We start from the raw sequence: 20,478 nt of genomic DNA, 5'->3' as shown, positions 1-20,478 counted from the left end.
CGCTGGTACTTTCTGTTAATTTAACGATATAGCTTGAAATAAGTAATGTGAGATGCTATAATAGTAAATAGATGACATGGTTTTGCATATATATAGAATTTTTTATGTAATATGAATGCTTAAAGATTTATATTTAAATAATAACAGAACGTAAAATGCTGAATGTGTTATACTTGTGATAAAAATGTGATAGAACATATTAATATATAAACCACTTAAATGATATGCGCGTTTTGTTTATTCTGCTGATTTTTGTTTGCGATTTTTATGGATTCTTTTTTTTATATTGATTTTTAAAGAAACAGTAAGTATAATAAAATCATATAAACATAGAAGGGCGTAATATACGCATAAAATATTTCGTATATTTCTTATAAATTTTGGTCTTATTTGCAGCTATGGTCTTTCCTTGATACGAAGTATTATTTATCACTTATTTTTGTGATTTTGGAGGGATTATACTATGAAGAAACTTCTCGGTATTTTTAAGATCAGAAAGTTGATTCTTGCAGGAGCGGACGTTTTTTTTGTTGGGGTATCGGCACTTATCGCTAATTTTATACTCTCTTTCCGGGGACTTGACATTGAAGAAGCGGCTCTTGTTATTCTGATCGCTGTGAGTTCGATGTGCTGTATCGGCGGTCTGATGATAGCAGGCGCGTACAGCAAGCTCTGGAGATATTTTAACCGCAGGGATTATCTTAGCTGTGTGTACGGAGCAGTAATAGGTATTGTTGCTTCGTCTGCGATAGTTTATATGATAGATGAATCATTCTATCCTGCATTCTCGCTGTTCCACATGGGGATCTTCATATGTGCGATCTGCCTGTTCCGTTATCTTTTCAAGAGAACGATGATAACCATATCCGACAGTAAATCACTGAAAGGCAAGCGCACAATGGTCATCGGCGGCGGACAAGCCTGCAGGACTATCCTGAAAGAGATATACAATGCAAAGCATTCTCCCTATTCGGATGATAAGCAGGTAACTGTCTTTGATCCTGTTTGCATCATTGACGATGACCGCGATAAGATAGGCACTGAAATAGAAGGTGTCGAGATCATCGGAACTACGGCTGAGATCAGCAAATTCGTCAAAGACAAGAGAATTGAGCAGATATTGTTTGCTATCCCGTCATGTCTTGAGGACGAGCGCAAGCGTATCCTTGACATATGTACTGAAACAGATGTGCCCGTAAAGGTAGTTCCTTTTATCGGAAACCTTGTGTTTGACGACGAGAACAAGACTATAATCCATCAGATACGTGATATAAAGGTCGAGGATCTTCTCGGCCGTGATCCGATAAAGTTTGATAACACGGATATCAGGAGCTTTATCGGCGGCAAGGTCTGCATGGTTACAGGCGGCGGCGGAAGTATAGGCTCCGAGCTTGTGAGACAGATAGCAAAGTACGACCCGAGCCGCATTATAATTGTGGATATCTACGAGAATAATGCTTACGATATCGAGCAGGAGCTCAGAATGGAGTACGGCGACGAGCTTTCACTTGTGACTCTCATTGCTTCGGTAAGGGATTATTACCGCATGAATCAGATATTCTGTACATACAAGCCCGATGTTGTTTTCCATGCAGCTGCTCATAAACACGTTCCGCTTATGGAATCTTCGCCTATGGAGGCTATAAAGAATAATATCATCGGAACTTTCAATGTTGCGACCCTTGCACAGTTCCACAATGTTGAGAAGTTCGTGATGATATCCACGGATAAGGCTGTAAATCCCACAAATGTCATGGGAGCTTCAAAGAGATGCTGCGAAATGATAGTTCAGTATCTCGCACAGCAGAAAGAGGGCAGAACAGAGTTTGTGACCACACGTTTCGGCAATGTTCTCGGTTCAAACGGCTCTGTGATACCGCTTTTCAAGAAGCAGATAGAGCAGGGAAGACCTGTAACTGTTACTCACCCTGATATAATCCGTTACTTTATGACTATACCTGAGGCGGTCAATCTTGTAATGGAAGCTGCTGCTATTGCAAACGGCGGCGAGATATTCGTACTGGACATGGGCAAGCCCGTGAAGATAGTTACTCTTGCGGAAAATCTCATCCGTATGTACGGAAAAGAGCCTTACAAGGATGTTGATATCGTATTTACAGGACTTCGTCCGGGTGAAAAGATAAAGGAAGAGCTTCTAATGAATGAAGAAGGACTTCAGAAGACATCAAATAAGCTTATCTTTATCGGTAAGCAGATTGAGATAGATGAAGCTTCATTCCCGATGCGTCTGAACGACCTTCGTAACGCGGCATTGAAAAATGACGAAGCCCTTGCAGTATTTGCGCTTCATTCAATGGTACCTACATTTACGACTCCCGAAGAGTTCAACACCAAGGAGCTCAGAAACGAAAAGCTCGAAAGTGTTGTTGAGTCGGCTTAATGAAAAAATACAAAAATATCAGTTTGCTGCCGTTCATCTGAACGGCAGCAGTTTTATGTCCGCTGTTGTCAGAATACACCTTTTTACTGACTATAACTGTGATATTTTGTACCAAGATGAAAAATACGTTTCAGTGCAGAGAGTATATATTGACAAAGCGGCGGCTCAGTGGTATAATTTTGAATTATGATGGAGTATTGTTTATATGAGCTAATAAGCTCTGAGGAGGAAAATATATGTCAGTAAATATTCCCGAGATTTTTGCCTGCAATGTGTTCAATGAAGATGTCATGAAGACGAGACTGCCGAAGAATGTCTACAGAGCTCTCAAGAGAACTATGCAGAACAACGAGCCTTTGGCAGATATGGAAACTGCCGATGTTGTAGCCAACACCATTAAGGAATGGGCTATCGAAAGAGGCGCAACTCATTATACTCATTGGTTCCAGCCTATGACGGGCTCAACAGCCGAGAAGCATGACTGCTTCATAAGTCCGGCGCCGAACGGTATGGCGATAATGGAATTTTCAGGCAAGGCGCTTGTAAAGGGCGAGCCTGACGCTTCATCCTTCCCATCAGGCGGACTCAGAAGAACAAGCTCCGCAAGAGGCTATACGGCATGGGATCCTACATCCTACTGCTTCGTAAAAGAGGGAAGCCTTTATATCCCTACAGTATTTGTTTCATATACAGGAGAAGTTCTTGACAAAAAGACTCCTCTTCTCCGTTCAATGCAGGCACTCAGCAAGACTGCCGTTCGTTTCCTCAAGCTTTTCGGAAACGACAGAGTAACAAGAGTCACTTCAACAGTCGGAGCTGAACAGGAATATTTCCTTATAGATAAGAAGATGTACGATCAGCGTGAGGATCTTATTCTTACGGGAAGAACTCTTTTCGGTGCAAAGCCGCCAAAGGGACAGGATCTCGACGATCAGTACTTTGCAAATCTTCGTCCGAGAGTTGCCGCATATATGGCAGAGCTCGACGAGGAACTCTGGAAACTGGGCATCTATTCAAAGACAAAACATAACGAAGTTGCTCCCGCACAGCATGAAATGGCTCCTATATTTACTACTTCCAATCTCGGAACAGATCAGAACGAGCTTGCTATGGAGGTCATGGAAAAGGTCGCTCTCAAGCACGGTCTTGTTTGTCTGCTCCATGAAAAGCCTTTTGAGGGAGTAAACGGCTCGGGTAAGCACAATAACTGGTCTATGTCCACAAATGACGGACAGAACCTTCTCGACCCCGGCGATACTCCTATGGATAATCTACAGTTCCTTACCATACTCTGTGCCCTTATCAAGGGTGTTGACGAGTATGCCGATCTTATGAGACTTTCTGCAGCTTCAGCCGGAAACGATCACAGACTCGGTGCGGACGAAGCTCCTCCTGCTATCGTCTCTATGTTCCTCGGCGAAGAGCTTGAAGCGGTTCTTCAGGCTATTGAGGACGACGCAGTATACAAGACAAAGGCTCGTGCCTTCAAGATAGGCGTTGACGCTCTGCCGTCATTCCCGAAGGATTCAACTGACAGAAACAGAACATCGCCGTTTGCATTCACAGGAAACCGCTTTGAGTTCAGAATGGTTGGTTCTTCCGATAATATTGCCTGCCCCAATGTTCTTCTAAATACTATCGTCTGCGAGGAGCTCAGCCAGTTCACTGAGATACTTGAACCGTTCAAGGGCAAGGATAACTTTGACGCAGAGGTAAGAAAGCTGTTAAAGACAGTTATCAAGGAGCACAGAAGGATCATATTCAACGGTGACGGATACTCCGAGGAGTGGGTAAAGGAAGCTGAGAGAAGAGGCCTTCCCAACTATGCTTCAACTGTTGACTGTATGCCTCATTATATGGACGAGAAAAATGTACGTATATTCCGCAAGTTTGAGATATACAACCAGAATGAGGTAGCAGCAAGAACAGAGATACACCTTGAAAAGTACTCAAAGACTGTTCGTATCGAGGCACGTACCATGATAGAAATGGCAAGGAAGCAGCTTCTTCCTGCAACTATGGACTATGTTCAGTCTCTCTGCGAGGCTATTGCCACAAAGAAGCAGATAGGCTTTACCTGCAATACAGATGAAAAGATAGCAAAGAAGCTCAATGAGCTTGCGGACCGTTTCTATGAGTCCATAGAGCGCCTTGAAACTCGTGTTACAGAAGCAAATTCAGTTTCAGGCATTCAGAAACAGGCAGAGTTCTTCCATGATGTGGTTCTTGCCGAAATGGATATAATGAGAAGCATTGCCGACGAGATTGAGCTCAATATGCCTGCGGCTAAGTGGCCTATACCTGCATATTCCGAGATTATCTACAATGTATAATAACAGATAAAATAAGGACCTGTGAGAGATTAAGTGCTCTCACAGGTCTTTTCTTTAAAAAATATCAGCCTTTAGCGTTTTGTCAGAGAACTTGTTTGTGCCTTTTATGCTGAGCCCCTCGTCAAAATCGTCAAGAAAGTGATGACTATTTCCGCCTCTGTGGTATGATATGAGTGTCTGGAGATTAACATTCTCAACACTTCTGAAAATGTTCATATCCACTGCGGGATTTACCGCTCGGAGCTGCCTGAGAAGCTGCTTTATCTCCGCCCTTTTTGAGCTTCCCTCGTCTTTTGTAGTCATGCAGGCACACTGTATGAAAGAAAGACTGTTATATTCCGTCCACCTGATGATGTCGGCCTCGCGTATGAGATACAGAGGTCGTATGAGCTGCACATTGTAATTCTCACTGTGGAGCTTAGGCATCATAGTTTGTATCTGTGAGCCGTAGAGCATTCCCATAAGTATCGTTTCTATCACGTCGTCAAAGTGATGACCGAGAGCTATCTTGTTGCAGCCCAGCTCCTGAGCGTTTTTGTACAGCCAGCCGCGCCTGAGCCTTGCGCAAAGGAAACAGGGGTGCTTCTTTTCTTTTGCGGCGGACTCGAAAATGCGCGTATTGTATATTTTTATCGGTATCCCTAACTTTTCGGCATTACTGATTATTTTTGCTCTGTTTTCTGCTGTATATCCCGGATCCATGACGGTATATTCGGCAGAAAAGCTTATTTCGCCGTATTTTTGCAGCCTTTGTATGCATTTAGCCATAAGCATCGAGTCTTTGCCGCCAGAGATACAGACAGAGATCCTGTCGCCGTTTTCAATCAGTCTGTATTCCTCGATACCCTTACGGAACTTAGACCATATACATTTGCTGAACTCGCCAGTGATCGAATCGTCTATACTGTTGTTCATAATAATCCTCGCCTTACTCATATTATATACTAAATATACAGCGAAATATCAAGTATGTCAAGACGGAGAGCCCTATTTTGGCAAGTTACATATAAAGCCTATTGACTATGTATGAAAAATACAGTATAATAAATATGCAGTAATACAATAAAAATGAGGTGGAGCTAATGCATAAGCTTGAAGAAAATATAAACTCACTCACTAAAGAGATACTTGCGGATTATGAGGATAACAGAACTATCGACGAGGTCAAGACCTTCGATCACCCTGACAATGAAGATATAGTTGAAATAATCGAAGCCCTCAGACGTATAGTTTTTCCGGGCTATTTCCGCAACCGCAGCTATAGAGTCTACACTGTGAGAAACAATATCTCCATGATACTTGAGGACGTTATATTCAAGCTTATCAGACAGATAAGCATTGTGCTCCGATATGATGAAAAATATGTTTCTCTCAGCGAAAATGAAGTAAATGAAGCTGCCGAGCGTATAACTTTTGAGTTTCTCGGCAAGATTCCGAAAATAAGAGCGCTTATCGAAACAGATGTGCAGGCTGCATACGACGGGGATCCTGCCGCATACAATAAGGATGAGATAATCTATTCTTATCCGGGACTGTACGCTATACTTGTAAATCGTCTTGCACATGAGCTTTTTTTGCTTGGAGTACCGCTCATACCACGTGTAATGACCGAGCATGCCCACAGTAAGACGGGTATCGACATACACCCTGGAGCTACTATAGGAAAATATTTCTTTATAGACCACGGTACGGGCATAGTTATCGGTGAAACGACGGAGATAGGGGACTATGTCAAGGTATATCAGGGAGTTACGCTCGGTGCTCTTTCAACAAGAGGGGGACAGTCTCTCCGCAACAAGAAGCGTCATCCTACTATCGAGGACAATGTTACTATCTACTCAGGAGCTTCTATCCTCGGCGGTGAAACGGTTGTCGGCAAAAACGCTGTTATCGGAGGTAATGCATTTATTACCCGTTCAGTTCCTGCCGGAGCAAAGGTGAGCATAAAAAATCAGGAGCTTCGCTTTAATTTTGACTCGTCAAATCTTGTACACAGTTCTGATCTTGACCCTGACGAGACATGGTTTTATATCATTTAAAAGTATATTTCGCGCTATTATGCCCGAAATACCGCGGCTAAAAAAATGAGGAGAAATTTTTTTGAAAAAATTCAAAAAAAGGCTTGACAAGTCATCAATGTCGTGGTATAATATTAAAGTCGTCGGAACTGATTAACCGATGAACGGAAGAAAGCGTGGGGGTTTAGCTCAGCTGGGAGAGCATCTGCCTTACAAGCAGAGGGTCACAGGTTCGAGCCCTGTAGTCCCCACCAATTCTTTGGCCTCGTAGTTCAGTTGGTTAGAACGCCTGCCTGTCACGCAGGAGGTCGACAGTTCGAATCTGTTCGGGGTCGCCATTATGCGGATTTAGCTCATCTGGTAGAGCGCCACCTTGCCAAGGTGGAGGTAGCGAGTTCGAGCCTCGTAATCCGCTCCAAAGACGGCGCTATAGCCAAGTGGTAAGGCGTGGGTCTGCAACACCCTGATCCCCAGTTCAAATCTGGGTGGCGCCTCTCCTAAGCACTTGCAAAAGCAGGTGCTTTTTATTTTGTGTAGAGTACGTTTCTTCGCTTTGAAGAAGCGTTTTTTCATTATACTGGCATTTTTAAAGCATTTTTTATGTTATGCTCTTACATAAAACTTGACATTTGTTCGTTAATGATATAATTTGTTCTCAGAATATTATTTTTTTCGTAAAAACCTCTTGAATATTATCGCGAAATAATATATAATTATATTGTATGGGCTTTTGGCTCGGATTTAAGAAAATAGTTATTAATGCAGTATAATCTGTTGATTTTCTGCTTATCAAGGAGATCTATATGAAAAAACTGAACGGAATAAAGCTGAAGCACCGTAAAAACACGGAAAACAGCGCAACAGTTCAATTCCCTGTTCCTGAAACTGTCCGTATCCCTATGTCGATGACTATGGGAGCTCCTTGTCAGCCGCTTGTAAAAGCTGGTGACGAGGTCAGAGTAGGACAGAAGATAGGCGATACCGATGCCGCTTTCAGCGCTCCTGTGCATTCGGGCGTTTCCGGAAAGGTGAAAGCTATAACGGACTACCGCAATGCAATGGGCGTCGTCTGTAAAATGGTTGAGATAGAATGTGACGGTTTGCAGACTGTCTCAGATGATGTAAAGCCGCCTGTTGTTACCGATAAGGAAAGCTTCATTAAGGCTGTCAGGGAGAGCGGCGCCTGCGGACTTGGCGGTGCAGGCTTCCCGACTCATATAAAGCTTAACCCCAAAAATGAGATAGACACGCTGATAATCAATGCCGCCGAGTGCGAGCCGTATATTACTGCGGATTACCGCGAAATGATGGAAAATCCTCAGGATATCATAAACGGTATCAATATGGTGAAATCTCAGCTCGGTATAAAGACTGCAAAGCTTGCGATCGAGTCGAATAAGCCTGAGGCAATAAAGAACTTCACAGAAATGGCTGATAATGATGACAGCATAGACATAATCACACTTCCGTCGGCATATCCCCAGGGAGCTGAAAAGGTGATCATCTACAATTCCACCGGAAGGATCGTCAACGAGGGCAGCCTTCCTGCCGATGTTGGCGTTATCGTAATGAATGTTTCCACAGTTGCCTTCCTTTACCGTTATATGCAGACGGGAATGCCCCTTGTTACGCGCAGGCTCACAGTAGACGGAAATGCTGTCAGAGAGCCGCAGAACGTCAGTGCGGTTATCGGAACTTCATTCAGAGAAATACTTGAGTTTTGCAAGGCTGACGTTGGGTCGGTAATCAAGCTCATTGCAGGCGGTCCTATGATGGGAATGAGTGTTCCCGATATTGATATGCCTGTTGTTAAAACCTCCAATGCCCTTCTTGCTTTTGATCATTATGACGAGCGTCAGACGTCAGGCTGTATTCGCTGTGGACGCTGCGTCAGAGTATGTCCTCTCGGTCTTATGCCTGCCGATATCGACAGAGCTTATAAGATCAAGGATATTGAAGAGCTTAAAAAGCTTAAGGTCATGCTTTGTATGAACTGCGGAAGCTGTACCTATGTATGTCCCGCAAACAGAAAGCTTGCGGAGACAAATCAGCTTGCAAAGGCTCTTATCCCCAGAAAGTAAGGAGAATGACCGTTAATGGATAAACTTATCGTTTCACCGTCCCCCCACGATGAAAATTACACCAAGACTTCTACGATTATGCTGAATGTTATAATAGCTCTGCTTCCTGCATGGGGAGCTGCTGTGTACTTCTTCGGCATGAGAGTTATACCGCTTACAGCTGTCTGTATCGGAAGCTGTATATTCTTTGAATACTTCTGCCGCTTACTGATGAAGCGTTCGAATACCATCGGCGACCTGTCAGCAGTTGTCACAGGTCTTTTGCTCGCCATGAATCTTCCCGTTACAGCTCCGTACTGGATGGGCGTCATAGGTTCTTTTGTGGCGATAGTTGTTGTAAAGCAGCTTTTCGGCGGAATTGGACAGAATTTTGCCAATCCTGCCATTACTGCGCGTATTGTGCTTATGGTTAGTTTTCCGACAATGTCTCACTGGATAAAGCCGCTGGAGTATGATTATGACGCCGTTTCTTCGGCAACTCCGCTTGTTCTTGCAAAGAGCGGCGATTCGCTGCCGTCGTATCTTGACCTTTTCATAGGAAAGACGGGAGGCTGTCTCGGCGAGGTATGTGCTGCCGGACTGCTTATAGGCGGACTTTATCTTGCGTTCAGAAGAATAATCTCTCTTGCAGCTCCGGTATCGTTTATCGGAAGTGTCTTCCTGCTCAGCTGGCTCGGAGGAGAGGATCCTGTATATCAGATACTTGCAGGCGGACTTTTCCTCGGCGCATTCTTTATGGCGACTGATTACGCAACAACTCCCATAACAACAAAGGGAAAGATCGTATTTGGTCTCGGCTGCGGAATAATTACCTTTGTTATCAGGCGTTTCGGTACATATCCTGAGGGCGTGTCTTTCTCGATACTCCTTATGAATGTGCTGACTCCTTATATAGAGCAGCTTACAAGGACAAAAGTGCTCGGTGCAAAGGAGGCTGCGAAGAATGAAGGCTAAAATAAAACCAACTATTGTCCTCGCAGTCATTTGTATTATTGCATCATTGCTGCTTACATTTGCTTATGAGCTTACAAAGGACAGGATTGATGAACAGAAAGCGGATAAGTTCAATACCTGTGTTGAGTCTCTGTTCGGCAAGACTGAAAGCAGGATAGTATCGCTGAAGTGCAAGCTTGAGGATATCGAGACAATAGCAGTCACTCCCGACAAAAAGACAGTTATACAGGTCTGCACCGACGGCTATGCAAAGGACGGAATAAATATCCTCGTAGGCATCGACGAAAACGGAGCTGTTTCGGGGATCGAGTTCGTTTCGCTCGGTGAAACACCTGGTCTCGGATCAAAGGTCCGCGACGAGGCAGGCTTCCGTGAACAGTTCTACGGACTTAAACATCCTCAGAAGGAATTTGACGCTATAAGCGGAGCAACATTCTCTTCAAAGGGAATGAAACGTGCAGTTGATACTGCTCTTAATGCTTACACTGAAAACAAGGAGGCGATCCTCGGTGGCTGAAAATAAAACATCTCTTGTAAAGGAACTGACAAAGGGCGTCATCAAGGAGAATCCTACTCTTGTAATGCTTCTCGGAATGTGTCCTACTCTTGCTGTAACAACTCAGGCGCTCAACGGAATAGGTATGGGACTTGCCACTACATTCGTTCTTCTCGGCTCGAATATCGTTATTTCTGCGCTGAGAAAGGTGATACCCGATAAAGTACGTATCCCTGCATTCATTGTTATTATCGCAAGCTTCGTTACTCTCATCGGTTTTCTCCTTGAGGGCTTTGTTCCGAGTCTTTATGACAGCCTCGGTATTTATCTTACTCTTATCACTGTTAACTGCATTATTTTCGGCAGAGCTGAAATGTTTGCCAGCAAAAACGGAGTTATTGCATCTGCTTTTGACGCTGTAGGAATGGGAATCGGTTTTACGCTTGCTCTCTTCCTCATGGGCTCTGTGCGCGAGATAATCGGCTCGGGAAAATGGATGGGAATAACTCTTCCTGTTCTCAGCGATAATCCTATGCTGCTGTTTATAATGCCTGCAGGCGGATTTTTCACTCTCGGAGTTATAATCGCAGTTGTAAATAAGCTGACAAACAAAAAGCCACCGAGGGAGATCGGCTGTAAGGGCTGTCCGAATGCGGAAGCCTGCGGAAAGGCTGGTGAGTGCAAATGAAAACTATACTTGTTATAATGTTTTCGGCAATGCTGACCGACAATTTCGTACTTTCAAAGTTTATGGGAATATGCCCCTTCCTTGGAGTATCAAAAAAGCTTGACAGCGCTTCGGGAATGGGAATAGCAGTTACCTTTGTCATGATATGCGCGACTATGGTAACATATCCGATACATCACGGAATACTTGTTCCCAATCATCTCGAATACTTCGATACGGTTGTATTTATACTTGTAATAGCGCTGTTTGTACAGCTTGTTGAGAATTTCCTCAAAAAATGCGTCCCTGCGCTTTATAAGTCGCTGGGAGTTTATCTTCCGCTCATAACAACAAACTGTGCAGTGCTTGGCGTTACTGTCCTCAATATCGACAACGGATACAGTTTTGGCCAGTCCGTTATAAACGCTCTTGGCGCAGGACTCGGTTTCATGCTTGCTCTCGTTATTTTTTCGGGAGTCCGCAAAAAGCTGGAGTATGCAGACATTCCCGAGACATTCAAGGGAGTTCCCGCAACTCTCATTGCCGCTTCAATAGTTTCCGTAAGCTTTATGGGCTTCTCGGGACTGTTCAACTGAGGAGGTGGGGATAATGACTTATTTGATTCCTGCCCTTATCCTCGGAGGCTGCGGAATACTTGCAGGCGTACTTCTTACCGTTGCGGCGAAGGTCTTTTATGTAAAGGTCGATGAAAGGATCGAAAAGATAAGCGAGTCCCTTCCGCAGGCAAACTGCGGTGCCTGTGGATTTGCAGGCTGTGCGGACTATGCGGCTGCTATAATACAAAAGGGTGCGGCTACAAATCTGTGCCGCCCTGGCGGTGCAGACGCGGCAGGCAAGATAGCGGCTATACTGGGAACAGCTGCTGCGGAGGTAATTCCCATGACGGCGGTAGTACACTGCAGCGGAGACTGTGAAGCTACCGATAAAGCTTTCATTTTTGACGGATTGCAGTCATGCAGGGCAGTAAAGCGCTTTTACGGCGGAAACGGTATGTGCAAGTACGGCTGTATCGGACTTGGCGACTGCGTAAGGGAGTGCGAGCATGACGCTATCAAAATAGTAAACGGCGTTGCAAAGGTCGACCCTGCTTTATGCGGAGCCTGCGGACAGTGCGCGGCAGTATGTCCCAATCAGCTTATTGCTATAAAGCCTGTTGCAAAGAGAATGGACGTTATGTGCTCCTCGGGAGATAACGGAAAGGCGACCAAGCTTGTATGCAAAAACGGCTGTATAGGCTGTAAGATATGCGAGAAAAAGTGTCCTAACGAGGCGATAATCGTCAATAATTTCCACGCTTCCATAAATTACAGCTTATGTACCAACTGCGGTATATGCATGGAAGCCTGTCCTTCAAAGGTCATTCACAGGTGCGATAGCACTGAATAATATGTTTGTCGAAGCAGTCTGTATTTACAGGCTGCTTTTTATTGTTAAATCATGTTTGAATAATGTGTATTTTTTTTCGGTATTGATTTCATGCTGCGTATATGATATTATGAAGTTGACGAACTCTGGTTTAATAGATATAGAAGGGAAAAAATATATCATTTAGCAAAGGAGTGCTTTTTATGAAAAGGAGAATAATATCATTTATTGCGTCAACGGTATGTACAGTTTCGCTTATTTGCAGCTCGGGCGTCTGTGCAGAGGAAAACAAAGCCAAAACATATACTTATAACGAATTGATTGAAATGACTGATGATGAGTTTTTAGAGCTTGCAGAAAAGCAGAAAGGTAAGGATTATGCTTGTTATATGTTCGGAAACAATGAAGTTTCGGACGAGATAAAGCTTGAAAACTACCTTAAATCCTCTGATATTACAAAATTCGATCTTTCTGATGCTAATATTATTCCTGATACTTTTGCAAATGATATTTTCGAGGAACCAAGGTATTATGCGTATAAGCAGTTTATAAACGGAAAAGCATCACCTTATCTTGTTTTTTATGTTGACAGATATAAAGAAATGAGTGCTGATATCACAGCTGATGCTTTTGGCTATCCGAAGGACTGGAAGCTGACAGTATATGACGGATTGTATGAGCCTTTCCCGGAATATAAGCGGCAGCTGCATGAATACAGGGTCGATGTTCCAATGGACGTTATTACTGATTTTGAGAAATACGTAAGACTTGAATACTCCTATGATTTGGTAAGAGGTGATTATTATTCAGATAATCCTTATGGCATAAATTATTTTGGTACAATCGAAGATCAATTTGCGTTTTATGGAAATACGCGTCCGTATATTTACGATGAAAATGAAAATGTATCATCTACAGAAATTCCGGTTGATTCTGCTGCCCTGCAAGGCACAAATGATATGACACTTGATGATGTTAAGGAGCTTGCTAAAAAAGGCGATGACCTTACATGGTCGGACTTTGAGGATTATAAAGGCAGAGACATTGGCTCGGGTCAGAATATCTGGCGGTTTGAGTTCGGGGACGGATATGCTCTTGAGATATGCGGTGTGGCTGACAGAAGAAAGCCCGATTACGTTATACTTTCACGCGACGGTGATTATGAGGTAGATTTGCTCAGGGATTCTATAAATGGTTCCCTTATCATGACCTCCGATTATACCATGACAGTCACAGTTTTGGAAACTGGCAGGAGCTTGCTGGTAATGGGTGCCAGAGGTCGTGGAGATGTTCTCACCCTGCCTGTTAATATGCTTGACAGCAATATCACACCAGCTGTGGGCATGAAGCTTGAGGTCACCTACAGAGGTGGTATTTGTCAGACATTTCCGGGTGAGTTCAGCAACATACAAAAGGTTGCTGTGCTCTCTGAAACTGCCGAAATAGTAAAGGGCGACGCGAACCTTGATGGACAGGTGGATATGGCAGACGCAGTCCTTATCATGCAGGCTCTCGCAAATCCTAACAAGTACGGTAGAAATGGTTCACATCCGCGTTATCTTACAGGACTTGGTATTCTGAATGCCGATGTGGACGGTGACGGACTGACTGTTGGCGACGCTCAGGCAATACAGATGAAGCTTCTCGGCTTGGACGAAACAATATCTTCTCTTGAAAGCATAAGGAAAAAGATTTCGGATTTCTTTACCGAGAATAATATGTGCTTTTCAGTAGTTCCTGCGTCACAAATGCCTGAATCACTGCTTGACCGCTACATATTCCTGAGTACTAAAGGCTACAATACCGACGATGTGCTGCGTTTTACGGGTTTTGTTCAGAAAAATGATATCGATGATTCTGTCATAAAATCCATACCTTATTATCTTGATGATGATTCAGAGGTAAATGAAATAAGTAAAAAGCTATTCTATTATATTCTTGAAAATAATATTCCTGCAACCATGTACTATGTTGATGAAGCAAAAAACGAAAAGGAAAAGACTGTTTTCGTGAAATATTCTGAGTCAGACAAGGAGACTCGTCAGAAAATAGAGGCTTTTCTTGAAGAAAACCACTTTGATCCGGAACTTATTGATTATTATGAATATGAATAATATCAAAGTATAAAAAACACTTGATTTTTTCAGCACAAGGTGCTATAATGTAGAAAGTGTAACAGGGGAGCTTGTGTGACAGGCTGAGAGGAAGGCGTTACCTTCGACCCTTTGACCTGATTTGGGTAATGCCAGCGTAGGGAGTCTGTTATGTAAAAAGATACATTCAGGGAACTGCGTTCGGCGGTTCCCTGTATTATTTAAAGGGAGTGAGCGGAATGGTCAAGATAAACGGCGAAATGCTTGATAAAAACGGAAAAAGCGTTTCGGAGGTATTGTCCGAAATGGGTATAAGCGGTCAGAGAGTGGCTGTGGAGCTCAATGAGGAGATAGTTCCGAAGGCAAAATATGATGAAACTATCCTCAAGGACGGCGACAGCGTAGAGGTCGTTCGTTTCGTAGGAGGCGGCTGATATGAGTATTCCCTCCAGGGAAGAGATGTATGCGGCACTTGCCGAAAGACACGGCGCGGAACTGCAGGCAAAGCTTAGCAGAGCCTCAGTCGCGGTATGCGGACTCGGCGGACTTGGCTCAAATATAGCAATAGCTCTTGCAAGGGCAGGGGTATGGAAGATGCACATAATCGATTTTGACAGAGTTGATATCTCAAACCTCAATCGTCAGCAGTATTTTCCCGAACAGCTTGGGCAGCCGAAAACAGAAGCCCTTTCTGATACTTTGAAGCGGATTGCTCCGTATTGTGAGATAAAAAAGGACGATATAAAGCTTTCCGAGGAAAATATGCAGGATATTTTGTCGGACGAGGACATTATTGTGGAAGCCTTCGACAAGGCGGACCAGAAAGCTATGCTTGTGAATTTTGTCCTTGAGAATATGCCCGAAAAGTACCTTGTGGCAGGCTCGGGAATGGCAGGACTTGCGCCCTCGAATATGATAAAGACAAAGCGCATCACTAAGCGCTTTTATCTCTGCGGCGACGGAGTAAGCGATATCGCCGACGGTATGGGACTTGTTTCGTCGCGTGTGCTTATATGCGCCGCTCATCAGGCTCATGCCGTAATAAGGATAATTGCAGGCGAATATGAAATATAAGGAGTAATAACAATGAAAGATGATAAGCTTGTTATAGGAGGACACGAGTTCTCTTCACGTTTTATTCTCGGTTCGGGGAAGTATTCCCTCAGCCTTATCGAAGCAGCTGTGAAGTACGCAGGAGCTGAGATAATCACCCTTGCAGTCAGAAGAACGAATTCAAAGGAGCATGAGAATATCCTTGACTATATCCCCAAAGGGGTCACGCTTCTTCCAAATACTTCGGGAGCAAGAAACGCTGACGAAGCAGTACGTATAGCAAGGCTTGCCCGTGAGCTCGGCTGCGGAGATTTCGTTAAGATAGAGATCATGCGTGATACAAAGTACCTTCTCCCTGATAATCAGGAGACTGTAAGAGCAACAGAGATACTTGCAAAGGAAGGCTTTGTAGTAATGCCTTATATGTATCCAGATCTGAACACTGCCCGTGACCTTGTTAACGCCGGTGCAGCTTCGGTTATGCCGCTTGCTTCGCCTATCGGTTCAAACAAGGGACTTGCCACAAGGGATTTCATACAGATACTCATCGACGAGATAGATCTGCCTATAATCGTAGACGCAGGCATAGGAAGACCATCTCAGGCTTGTGAAGCTATGGAAATGGGAGCTGCTGCTGTTATGTCCAATACAGCTCTTGCAACTGCAGGTGATCTGCCTGTAATGGCAGAAGCTTTCAGACAGGCTATAGAGGCAGGAAGGAAAGCTTATTTATCAGGACTTGGAAGAGTTCTTACAAGAGGTGCTTCTCCGTCGGATACTCTTACCGGATTCCTCCGCGACTGATAATGCGGACAAAGGAGTATCAGCGATAATATTGCTGTTTTTGATAAGTTAAAGGAAGAAGTAAGAAAAGAAGAAGGTAATTTAATGGAAAATCATTATTTTGTGGATTCGGACAAGCTCTCCGAGGCTGCTCTGAAAAAGAAACATGAGCTTGAGACTGATCCGTCCTCGCGTACAGATCATATGGAGTACATGGAGGGCATGGAGCGTATAAAGTCTGATATTATGGACAAGGTCCTTACTGAGATGAAGAATTACGATTATTCTCAGTACACAGTTGCCGACGTCAGGGCAGCGCTTTCCCATGAAAACTGCTCCGTTGAGGACTTCAAGGCACTTCTTTCTCCTGCCGCAGAGCCATTCCTTGAAAAAATGGCAGAAAAGGCAAGACTTGAGACCCAGAAGCACTTCGGCAACACTGTTTACCTGTTCACACCTCTGTATATAGCGAATTACTGCGAGAACTACTGTGTTTACTGCGGATTCAACTGCTATAATGACATCAGGCGCATGAAGTTGAATATGGAGCAGATAGAGCATGAAATGAAAGTTATCGCAGACAGCGGCATGGAAGAGATACTCATTCTCACAGGCGAAAGTCGCGCACAGAGCAGTGTTGAGTATATCGGCGAAGCCTGCAAGCTTGCCCGCAAGTACTTCCGTATGGTAGGAATAGAGGTCTATCCTCTTAATACCGATGAGTACAGGTATCTTCACGAATGCGGAGTTGACTATGTTACAGTATTCCAGGAGACATACAACAGCGACCGTTATGAACAGCTTCATCTTCTCGGACACAAGAGAGTTTTCCCGTATCGCTTTGAAGCACAGGAAAGAGCTCTCATGGGCGGCATGAGAGGAATTGCCTGTTCAGCTCTTCTCGGACTTTCTGATTTCAGACGTGACGCCCTTGCAAGTGCGCTCCACGTTTACTACCTGCAGAGGAAGTATCCGCAGGCTGAGATATCGCTTTCCTGTCCGAGACTTCGTCCCATAATCAATAATGAGGAGATAAATCCGCTCGATGTTCATGAAAAGCAGCTCTGTCAGGTGCTGTGTGCCTACAGGATATTCCTGCCTTTCTGCGGAATAACAGTTTCTTCCCGTGAGAGTGAGAGTTTCCGTAACGGCATCGTAAAAATTGCTGCTACAAAGATATCAGCAGGAGTTTCAACAGGTATCGGCGACCACGAAAGTAAGTATACAGGAAAAGAAAATGAAACCGCAGAGGGTGACGAGCAGTTTGAGATAAACGACAGCCGCAGCTTTGACAAGATGTACAAGGATATGTCAGCTGAAGGACTTCAGCCCGTGCTGAATGATTATCTTTATGTCTGATATAGTGTGTGTGACGGCGAGAAAGCTGTGCCGTACCGATTTTTTAGAACAGCTTGAGCGTATAGCAGAGGCGGAGCCGGAATTCATTATCCTTCGCGAAAAGGATTTAAATGAGGAAAAATATGCCGCTTTGGCTGAAAAAGCTGTAAGAATATGCAGAAATAAGGCAGATCTCATATTGCATAATTACTGGAAAGCTGCAATTGCTCTCGGAGCTGACAGCGTTCATCTGCCTCTCCACATTTTCCGCACCCTTACTGAATCTGATAAAAGCTGTTTCCGTCGTATCGGTGTATCCTGCCATTCCGCTGAGGACGCAATGGAAGCGCAGAAGCTGGGGGCGTCTTATATAACGGCAGGTCATGTTTTTGCAACCGACTGCAAGAAAGGGCTTGCGCCGAGGGGACTTGATTTTTTTCGTGATGTCTGCGGCAGCGTTGATATACCTGTCTATGCCATAGGCGGTATCTCGCCCGATAATATAGGCTCTGTCCGCGAATGCGGTGCGGCAGGAGCCTGCGTGATGAGCGGTTTTATGCGCTGTAACGATCCGTCGGCATTTATAAGCGAATTTGACAGGAAGTGATAAAAATGAAAATAGAAAAGAAGGATCTTTTGCTCTATGGAGTTACCGACAGAGGCTGTCTCCGTGGCATGAGCCTTGAAGAAGCTGTGGAACAGGCTATACTCGGCGGTGTTGGAACAGTTCAGCTCCGTGAGAAAAATATCGGGGAGGACGAGCTCCTCCGTGAAGCCGAAAAGCTGCTTAAAATATGCCATAAATACAATGTACCGCTTATAATCAACGATGATTATGAAGCTGCACTGAAATGCGGAGCCGACGGTGTCCATGTGGGGATCGAAGATGCTCCTGTTGCCGAGATAAGGCGTATCGCAGGAAAGAATTTCATAATCGGAGCTACAGCGAAAACAGTGGAACAGGCAAAGCTTGCAGAGAGTTCGGGAGCAGATTATCTCGGAGTCGGAGCAGTTTTTCCGTCTCCCACAAAAACAAACGCTGTAAGGATAACTCCGCAGGAACTCAGGGAGATATGCAGCTGTGTAAATATCCCTGCTGTAGCTATCGGCGGGATCACAGCAGAAAATGTAAAGGAGATAAAAGGCTGCGGACACAGCGGTATCGCTGTAGTATCTGCTGTTTTCGGAGCAAATGACATAAAAAAAGCAGCCAATGAGATTCGTGGGGCTGCTTTGGAAACTATATAAGGAGATGTTATGATAAAATACTACGATATCGGGCTGAATCTGTTCTGTAAACAGTTCAGGGAGCCCGAAAAAATTATAAATGACGCATTAGCTGAAAATATTGGCTGTATCCTCACAGGTTCAGACATGAAAAGCAGCGAAAGCGTGAACAGATTTGTAAAAGACCACAATTGCTTCGGCACCTGCGGAATTCACCCGCACAGCGCCGACAGTGCAAAGGCTGAGGATTTTCAGCGCATACGCGAGATAATACTTGTCAATGATAAGATAGCTGCGGTGGGAGAGTGCGGACTTGATTACGACAGGATGTTTTCTGCACGTGAAAATCAGATACGCTGCTTTGAACATCACATAAAAATAGCGGAAGAACTCGGGAAGCCGCTGTTTCTTCACGAAAGGGATGCTGCTGATGATTTTATCGCACGTTTTAAGAAGCACAGCGACATATGCAGCCGTTCGGTAGTTCATTGCTTTACAGGCGACAAGGAAACTCTGAAAAAGTATCTTGATATGGGCTTTTATATAGGAATCACAGGCTGGATATGCGACGAGAGGCGAGGCGGAGCGCTTCGTGAAGCCGTTAAGCTGATACCTTTGGACCGTGTTATGATAGAGACTGATGCACCCTACCTTACTCCTCGCAATATCAAGGGACTTGACCGCACTAATGTGCCTCAGAACATAAAATATGTTGCAGCTGAGCTTGCAAGGAATATGCGTGTGGACGAAGCTGAACTCACAGCGGCAGTAAAAGAGAATACCGAACGTTTTTTCGGAATATAAAAAAGCTGCATGGAACTATGATCATGCAGCTTATATTTATTTTAAAGGGATAATGCTGTTGAAAACAGCATAAAAGCTGAGGGGGATGTGCTTATCGATGTGGCATTTACCGAAAAACCACTTTCTGTATCTGCAAACCTTTATCATTTCCTCAAAAAAGGCGTGCAATTCAATCCTCTGGAGAACATCGACCCCGAGGCAGTCCTTTAGCGACGCAGGAGGCTCATGAGTGATGATATAGTCGATATCATACCTGTTTGCCTTGAGATTGGCTATACCTTCCAGTATTTCCTGATGATCCGGCTGTTCGCGCTCCCACCAGTCAGTGTTTTCTCTGAAATCCTTGTCCTGACTGTGACCGCCGCCGAATGTGAATATTTTCTTCTTTTCAATGGTATAGACCTGTCCGCGCATCAGGTGAAAGATATTTTTCTCGATCTTTCGAATTTTCCCGCCGTTCCAGGTCTCGATAGGATACTTCTCGAGAATATCGAAGTTTTCATGGCAGCCGTCAACAAAAGCAATCCTGAAATTTTTTTCCGCAAGCTTCTTCAGATTGGCTTTTTCTTCCTTTGAATTGTTCCAGATAAAGCCGAAGTCACCGGCAACGATCAAGGTGTCACCGTAGGAGAGCTTTTTCATTCCAGGGCTTTTAAAGCGTGTGATGTCGCCGTGCATATCTCCTGTAACAAAGATCACATTAAAAACCTCCGTTCTGTTCTTTTGTTCTTTTTGTAGCAGCTGTTTTTTTCTGTGCTGCATTTTTTGTCTACTTTTTTATTTTATCATATTTTTCAAAAAAGGTAAAGTACAGATGAAAAATTTTAAAAAATAAAATTTTTTA

General features: G+C 44.1%; 19 protein-coding genes, 4 tRNA genes and 1 riboswitch. Of the genes, 21 read left to right on the top strand and 2 right to left on the bottom strand.

Translation table 11 applies throughout. The features are described from left to right. The first annotated feature begins 463 nt into the window (after positions 1 to 463). Both IKW96_RS03135 and IKW96_RS03130 read left to right on the top strand, forming a co-directional pair. Entirely contained in the window at positions 464 to 2,401 is a 1,938-nt protein-coding gene (locus IKW96_RS03135; protein ID WP_296570173.1) for a nucleoside-diphosphate sugar epimerase/dehydratase, read from the top strand. Positions 2,402 to 2,637: 236 nt separating this feature from the next. Continuing rightward, a complete protein-coding gene (locus tag IKW96_RS03130) occupies positions 2,638 to 4,734 on the top strand; it encodes a glutamine synthetase III (RefSeq protein ID WP_296570170.1) in 2,097 nt (698 codons plus the stop codon). A 54-nt stretch (positions 4,735 to 4,788) separates the two neighbouring features. On the opposite strand, the gene IKW96_RS03125 is transcribed toward IKW96_RS03130, so the two are convergent. Then, on the bottom strand, positions 4,789 to 5,649 hold the full coding sequence (locus tag IKW96_RS03125) for an ATP-binding protein (RefSeq protein ID WP_296570168.1): 861 nt from the start codon (positions 5,647 to 5,649) through the stop codon (positions 4,789 to 4,791). A 167-nt stretch (positions 5,650 to 5,816) separates the two neighbouring features. On the opposite strand from IKW96_RS03125, the gene epsC reads away from it, so the two are divergent. The 19 genes from epsC to IKW96_RS03030 all read left to right on the top strand — a co-directional run bounded on the left by epsC (position 5,817) and on the right by IKW96_RS03030 (position 19,634). Next, positions 5,817 to 6,773 (top strand): serine O-acetyltransferase EpsC, encoded by a 957-nt coding sequence (gene epsC / locus IKW96_RS03120; RefSeq protein WP_296570165.1) that lies wholly within the window; start codon positions 5,817 to 5,819, stop codon positions 6,771 to 6,773. Positions 6,774 to 6,930: 157 nt separating this feature from the next. Continuing rightward, positions 6,931 to 7,006 (top strand) — tRNA-Val (locus IKW96_RS03115). Between the two features lie 7 nt (positions 7,007 to 7,013). Beyond that, positions 7,014 to 7,090, top strand: a tRNA-Asp gene (locus tag IKW96_RS03110). A gap of 4 nt (positions 7,091 to 7,094) precedes the next feature. Beyond that, positions 7,095 to 7,170 (top strand) — tRNA-Gly (locus IKW96_RS03105). A gap of 5 nt (positions 7,171 to 7,175) precedes the next feature. Beyond that, a tRNA-Cys gene (locus IKW96_RS03100) sits at positions 7,176 to 7,246 on the top strand. A 309-nt stretch (positions 7,247 to 7,555) separates the two neighbouring features. Beyond that, on the top strand, positions 7,556 to 8,833 hold the full coding sequence (rsxC, locus tag IKW96_RS03095) for an electron transport complex subunit RsxC (protein WP_296570163.1): 1,278 nt from the start codon (positions 7,556 to 7,558) through the stop codon (positions 8,831 to 8,833). A 15-nt stretch (positions 8,834 to 8,848) separates the two neighbouring features. After that, positions 8,849 to 9,787, top strand: coding sequence for an RnfABCDGE type electron transport complex subunit D (locus tag IKW96_RS03090; protein ID WP_296570160.1), 939 nt, complete (start codon positions 8,849 to 8,851; stop codon positions 9,785 to 9,787). Continuing rightward, positions 9,777 to 10,304: an FMN-binding protein gene (locus IKW96_RS03085; protein WP_296570158.1), complete on the top strand. Its 528-nt coding sequence runs from the start codon at positions 9,777 to 9,779 to the stop codon at positions 10,302 to 10,304. Before IKW96_RS03090 ends, IKW96_RS03085 begins: the two co-directional genes overlap by 11 nt. After that, entirely contained in the window at positions 10,297 to 10,971 is a 675-nt protein-coding gene (gene rsxE / locus IKW96_RS03080; protein ID WP_296570155.1) for an electron transport complex subunit RsxE, read from the top strand. Before IKW96_RS03085 ends, rsxE begins: the two co-directional genes overlap by 8 nt. Continuing rightward, complete coding sequence (locus IKW96_RS03075; protein WP_296570153.1) at positions 10,968 to 11,546, top strand: RnfABCDGE type electron transport complex subunit A; 579 nt, start codon at positions 10,968 to 10,970, stop codon at positions 11,544 to 11,546. The genes rsxE and IKW96_RS03075 overlap by 4 nt, the downstream gene beginning before the upstream one ends. Positions 11,547 to 11,559: 13 nt before the next feature. Next, positions 11,560 to 12,357 carry an RnfABCDGE type electron transport complex subunit B gene (locus tag IKW96_RS03070; protein WP_296570150.1) on the top strand — a complete coding sequence of 266 codons (798 nt, stop codon included), beginning with the start codon at positions 11,560 to 11,562 and terminating at the stop codon, positions 12,355 to 12,357. Between the two features lie 182 nt (positions 12,358 to 12,539). Further along, a complete protein-coding gene (locus IKW96_RS03065) occupies positions 12,540 to 14,450 on the top strand; it encodes a dockerin type I repeat-containing protein (protein WP_296570148.1) in 1,911 nt (636 codons plus the stop codon). A 53-nt stretch (positions 14,451 to 14,503) separates the two neighbouring features. Beyond that, positions 14,504 to 14,610, top strand: a riboswitch (TPP riboswitch). Positions 14,611 to 14,668: 58 nt separating this feature from the next. Then, positions 14,669 to 14,863 (top strand): sulfur carrier protein ThiS, encoded by a 195-nt coding sequence (gene thiS / locus IKW96_RS03060; RefSeq protein ID WP_296570145.1) that lies wholly within the window; start codon positions 14,669 to 14,671, stop codon positions 14,861 to 14,863. 1 nt (position 14,864) lies between these two features. Then, entirely contained in the window at positions 14,865 to 15,503 is a 639-nt protein-coding gene (gene thiF, locus IKW96_RS03055; protein ID WP_296570142.1) for a sulfur carrier protein ThiS adenylyltransferase ThiF, read from the top strand. Between the two features lie 12 nt (positions 15,504 to 15,515). Continuing rightward, positions 15,516 to 16,286 carry a thiazole synthase gene (locus IKW96_RS03050; RefSeq protein ID WP_296570140.1) on the top strand — a complete coding sequence of 257 codons (771 nt, stop codon included), beginning with the start codon at positions 15,516 to 15,518 and terminating at the stop codon, positions 16,284 to 16,286. A gap of 84 nt (positions 16,287 to 16,370) precedes the next feature. Then, a complete protein-coding gene (gene thiH / locus IKW96_RS03045) occupies positions 16,371 to 17,624 on the top strand; it encodes a 2-iminoacetate synthase ThiH (protein WP_296570138.1) in 1,254 nt (417 codons plus the stop codon). Continuing rightward, entirely contained in the window at positions 17,617 to 18,210 is a 594-nt protein-coding gene (locus IKW96_RS03040) for a thiamine phosphate synthase (protein WP_296570135.1), read from the top strand. Before thiH ends, IKW96_RS03040 begins: the two co-directional genes overlap by 8 nt. Positions 18,211 to 18,215: 5 nt before the next feature. Further along, a complete protein-coding gene (thiE, locus tag IKW96_RS03035) occupies positions 18,216 to 18,851 on the top strand; it encodes a thiamine phosphate synthase (protein WP_296570133.1) in 636 nt (211 codons plus the stop codon). A 9-nt stretch (positions 18,852 to 18,860) separates the two neighbouring features. Continuing rightward, entirely contained in the window at positions 18,861 to 19,634 is a 774-nt protein-coding gene (locus tag IKW96_RS03030; RefSeq protein WP_296570131.1) for a TatD family hydrolase, read from the top strand. A gap of 36 nt (positions 19,635 to 19,670) precedes the next feature. Here the strand turns inward: IKW96_RS03030 and IKW96_RS03025 are convergent, their stop codons facing one another. Beyond that, positions 19,671 to 20,333 (bottom strand): metallophosphoesterase, encoded by a 663-nt coding sequence (locus tag IKW96_RS03025; protein WP_296570129.1) that lies wholly within the window; start codon positions 20,331 to 20,333, stop codon positions 19,671 to 19,673. Between the last annotated feature and the right edge of the window lie 145 nt (positions 20,334 to 20,478).

This window comes from Ruminococcus sp. (assembly GCF_017549005.1).
GTDB lineage: Bacteria > Bacillota > Clostridia > Oscillospirales > Ruminococcaceae > Ruminococcus.
Note: the sequence above shows the minus strand (reverse complement) of the source record. Positions and strands in the feature narration are given on the sequence as shown.

Excerpts from the sequence above, each read along its gene's own strand:
- thiF (WP_296570142.1), top strand. The coding sequence starts at position 14,865 with ATGAGTATTCCCTCCAGGGAAGAGATGTATGCGGCACTTGCCGAAAGA.
- thiS (WP_296570145.1), top strand. The coding sequence starts at position 14,669 with ATGGTCAAGATAAACGGCGAAATGCTTGATAAAAACGGAAAAAGCGTT.
- IKW96_RS03135 (WP_296570173.1), top strand. The coding sequence starts at position 464 with ATGAAGAAACTTCTCGGTATTTTTAAGATCAGAAAGTTGATTCTTGCA.
- IKW96_RS03130 (WP_296570170.1), top strand. The coding sequence starts at position 2,638 with ATGTCAGTAAATATTCCCGAGATTTTTGCCTGCAATGTGTTCAATGAA.
- IKW96_RS03030 (WP_296570131.1), top strand. The coding sequence starts at position 18,861 with ATGATAAAATACTACGATATCGGGCTGAATCTGTTCTGTAAACAGTTC.
- thiH (WP_296570138.1), top strand. The coding sequence starts at position 16,371 with ATGGAAAATCATTATTTTGTGGATTCGGACAAGCTCTCCGAGGCTGCT.
- IKW96_RS03090 (WP_296570160.1), top strand. The coding sequence starts at position 8,849 with ATGGATAAACTTATCGTTTCACCGTCCCCCCACGATGAAAATTACACC.
- thiE (WP_296570133.1), top strand. The coding sequence starts at position 18,216 with ATGAAAATAGAAAAGAAGGATCTTTTGCTCTATGGAGTTACCGACAGA.
- IKW96_RS03070 (WP_296570150.1), top strand. The coding sequence starts at position 11,560 with ATGACTTATTTGATTCCTGCCCTTATCCTCGGAGGCTGCGGAATACTT.
- IKW96_RS03065 (WP_296570148.1), top strand. The coding sequence starts at position 12,540 with ATGAAAAGGAGAATAATATCATTTATTGCGTCAACGGTATGTACAGTT.
- IKW96_RS03085 (WP_296570158.1), top strand. The coding sequence starts at position 9,777 with ATGAAGGCTAAAATAAAACCAACTATTGTCCTCGCAGTCATTTGTATT.
- IKW96_RS03040 (WP_296570135.1), top strand. The coding sequence starts at position 17,617 with ATGTCTGATATAGTGTGTGTGACGGCGAGAAAGCTGTGCCGTACCGAT.
- IKW96_RS03125 (WP_296570168.1), bottom strand. The coding sequence starts at position 5,649 with ATGAACAACAGTATAGACGATTCGATCACTGGCGAGTTCAGCAAATGT.
- rsxC (WP_296570163.1), top strand. The coding sequence starts at position 7,556 with ATGAAAAAACTGAACGGAATAAAGCTGAAGCACCGTAAAAACACGGAA.
- IKW96_RS03050 (WP_296570140.1), top strand. The coding sequence starts at position 15,516 with ATGAAAGATGATAAGCTTGTTATAGGAGGACACGAGTTCTCTTCACGT.
- epsC (WP_296570165.1), top strand. The coding sequence starts at position 5,817 with ATGCATAAGCTTGAAGAAAATATAAACTCACTCACTAAAGAGATACTT.
- IKW96_RS03075 (WP_296570153.1), top strand. The coding sequence starts at position 10,968 with ATGAAAACTATACTTGTTATAATGTTTTCGGCAATGCTGACCGACAAT.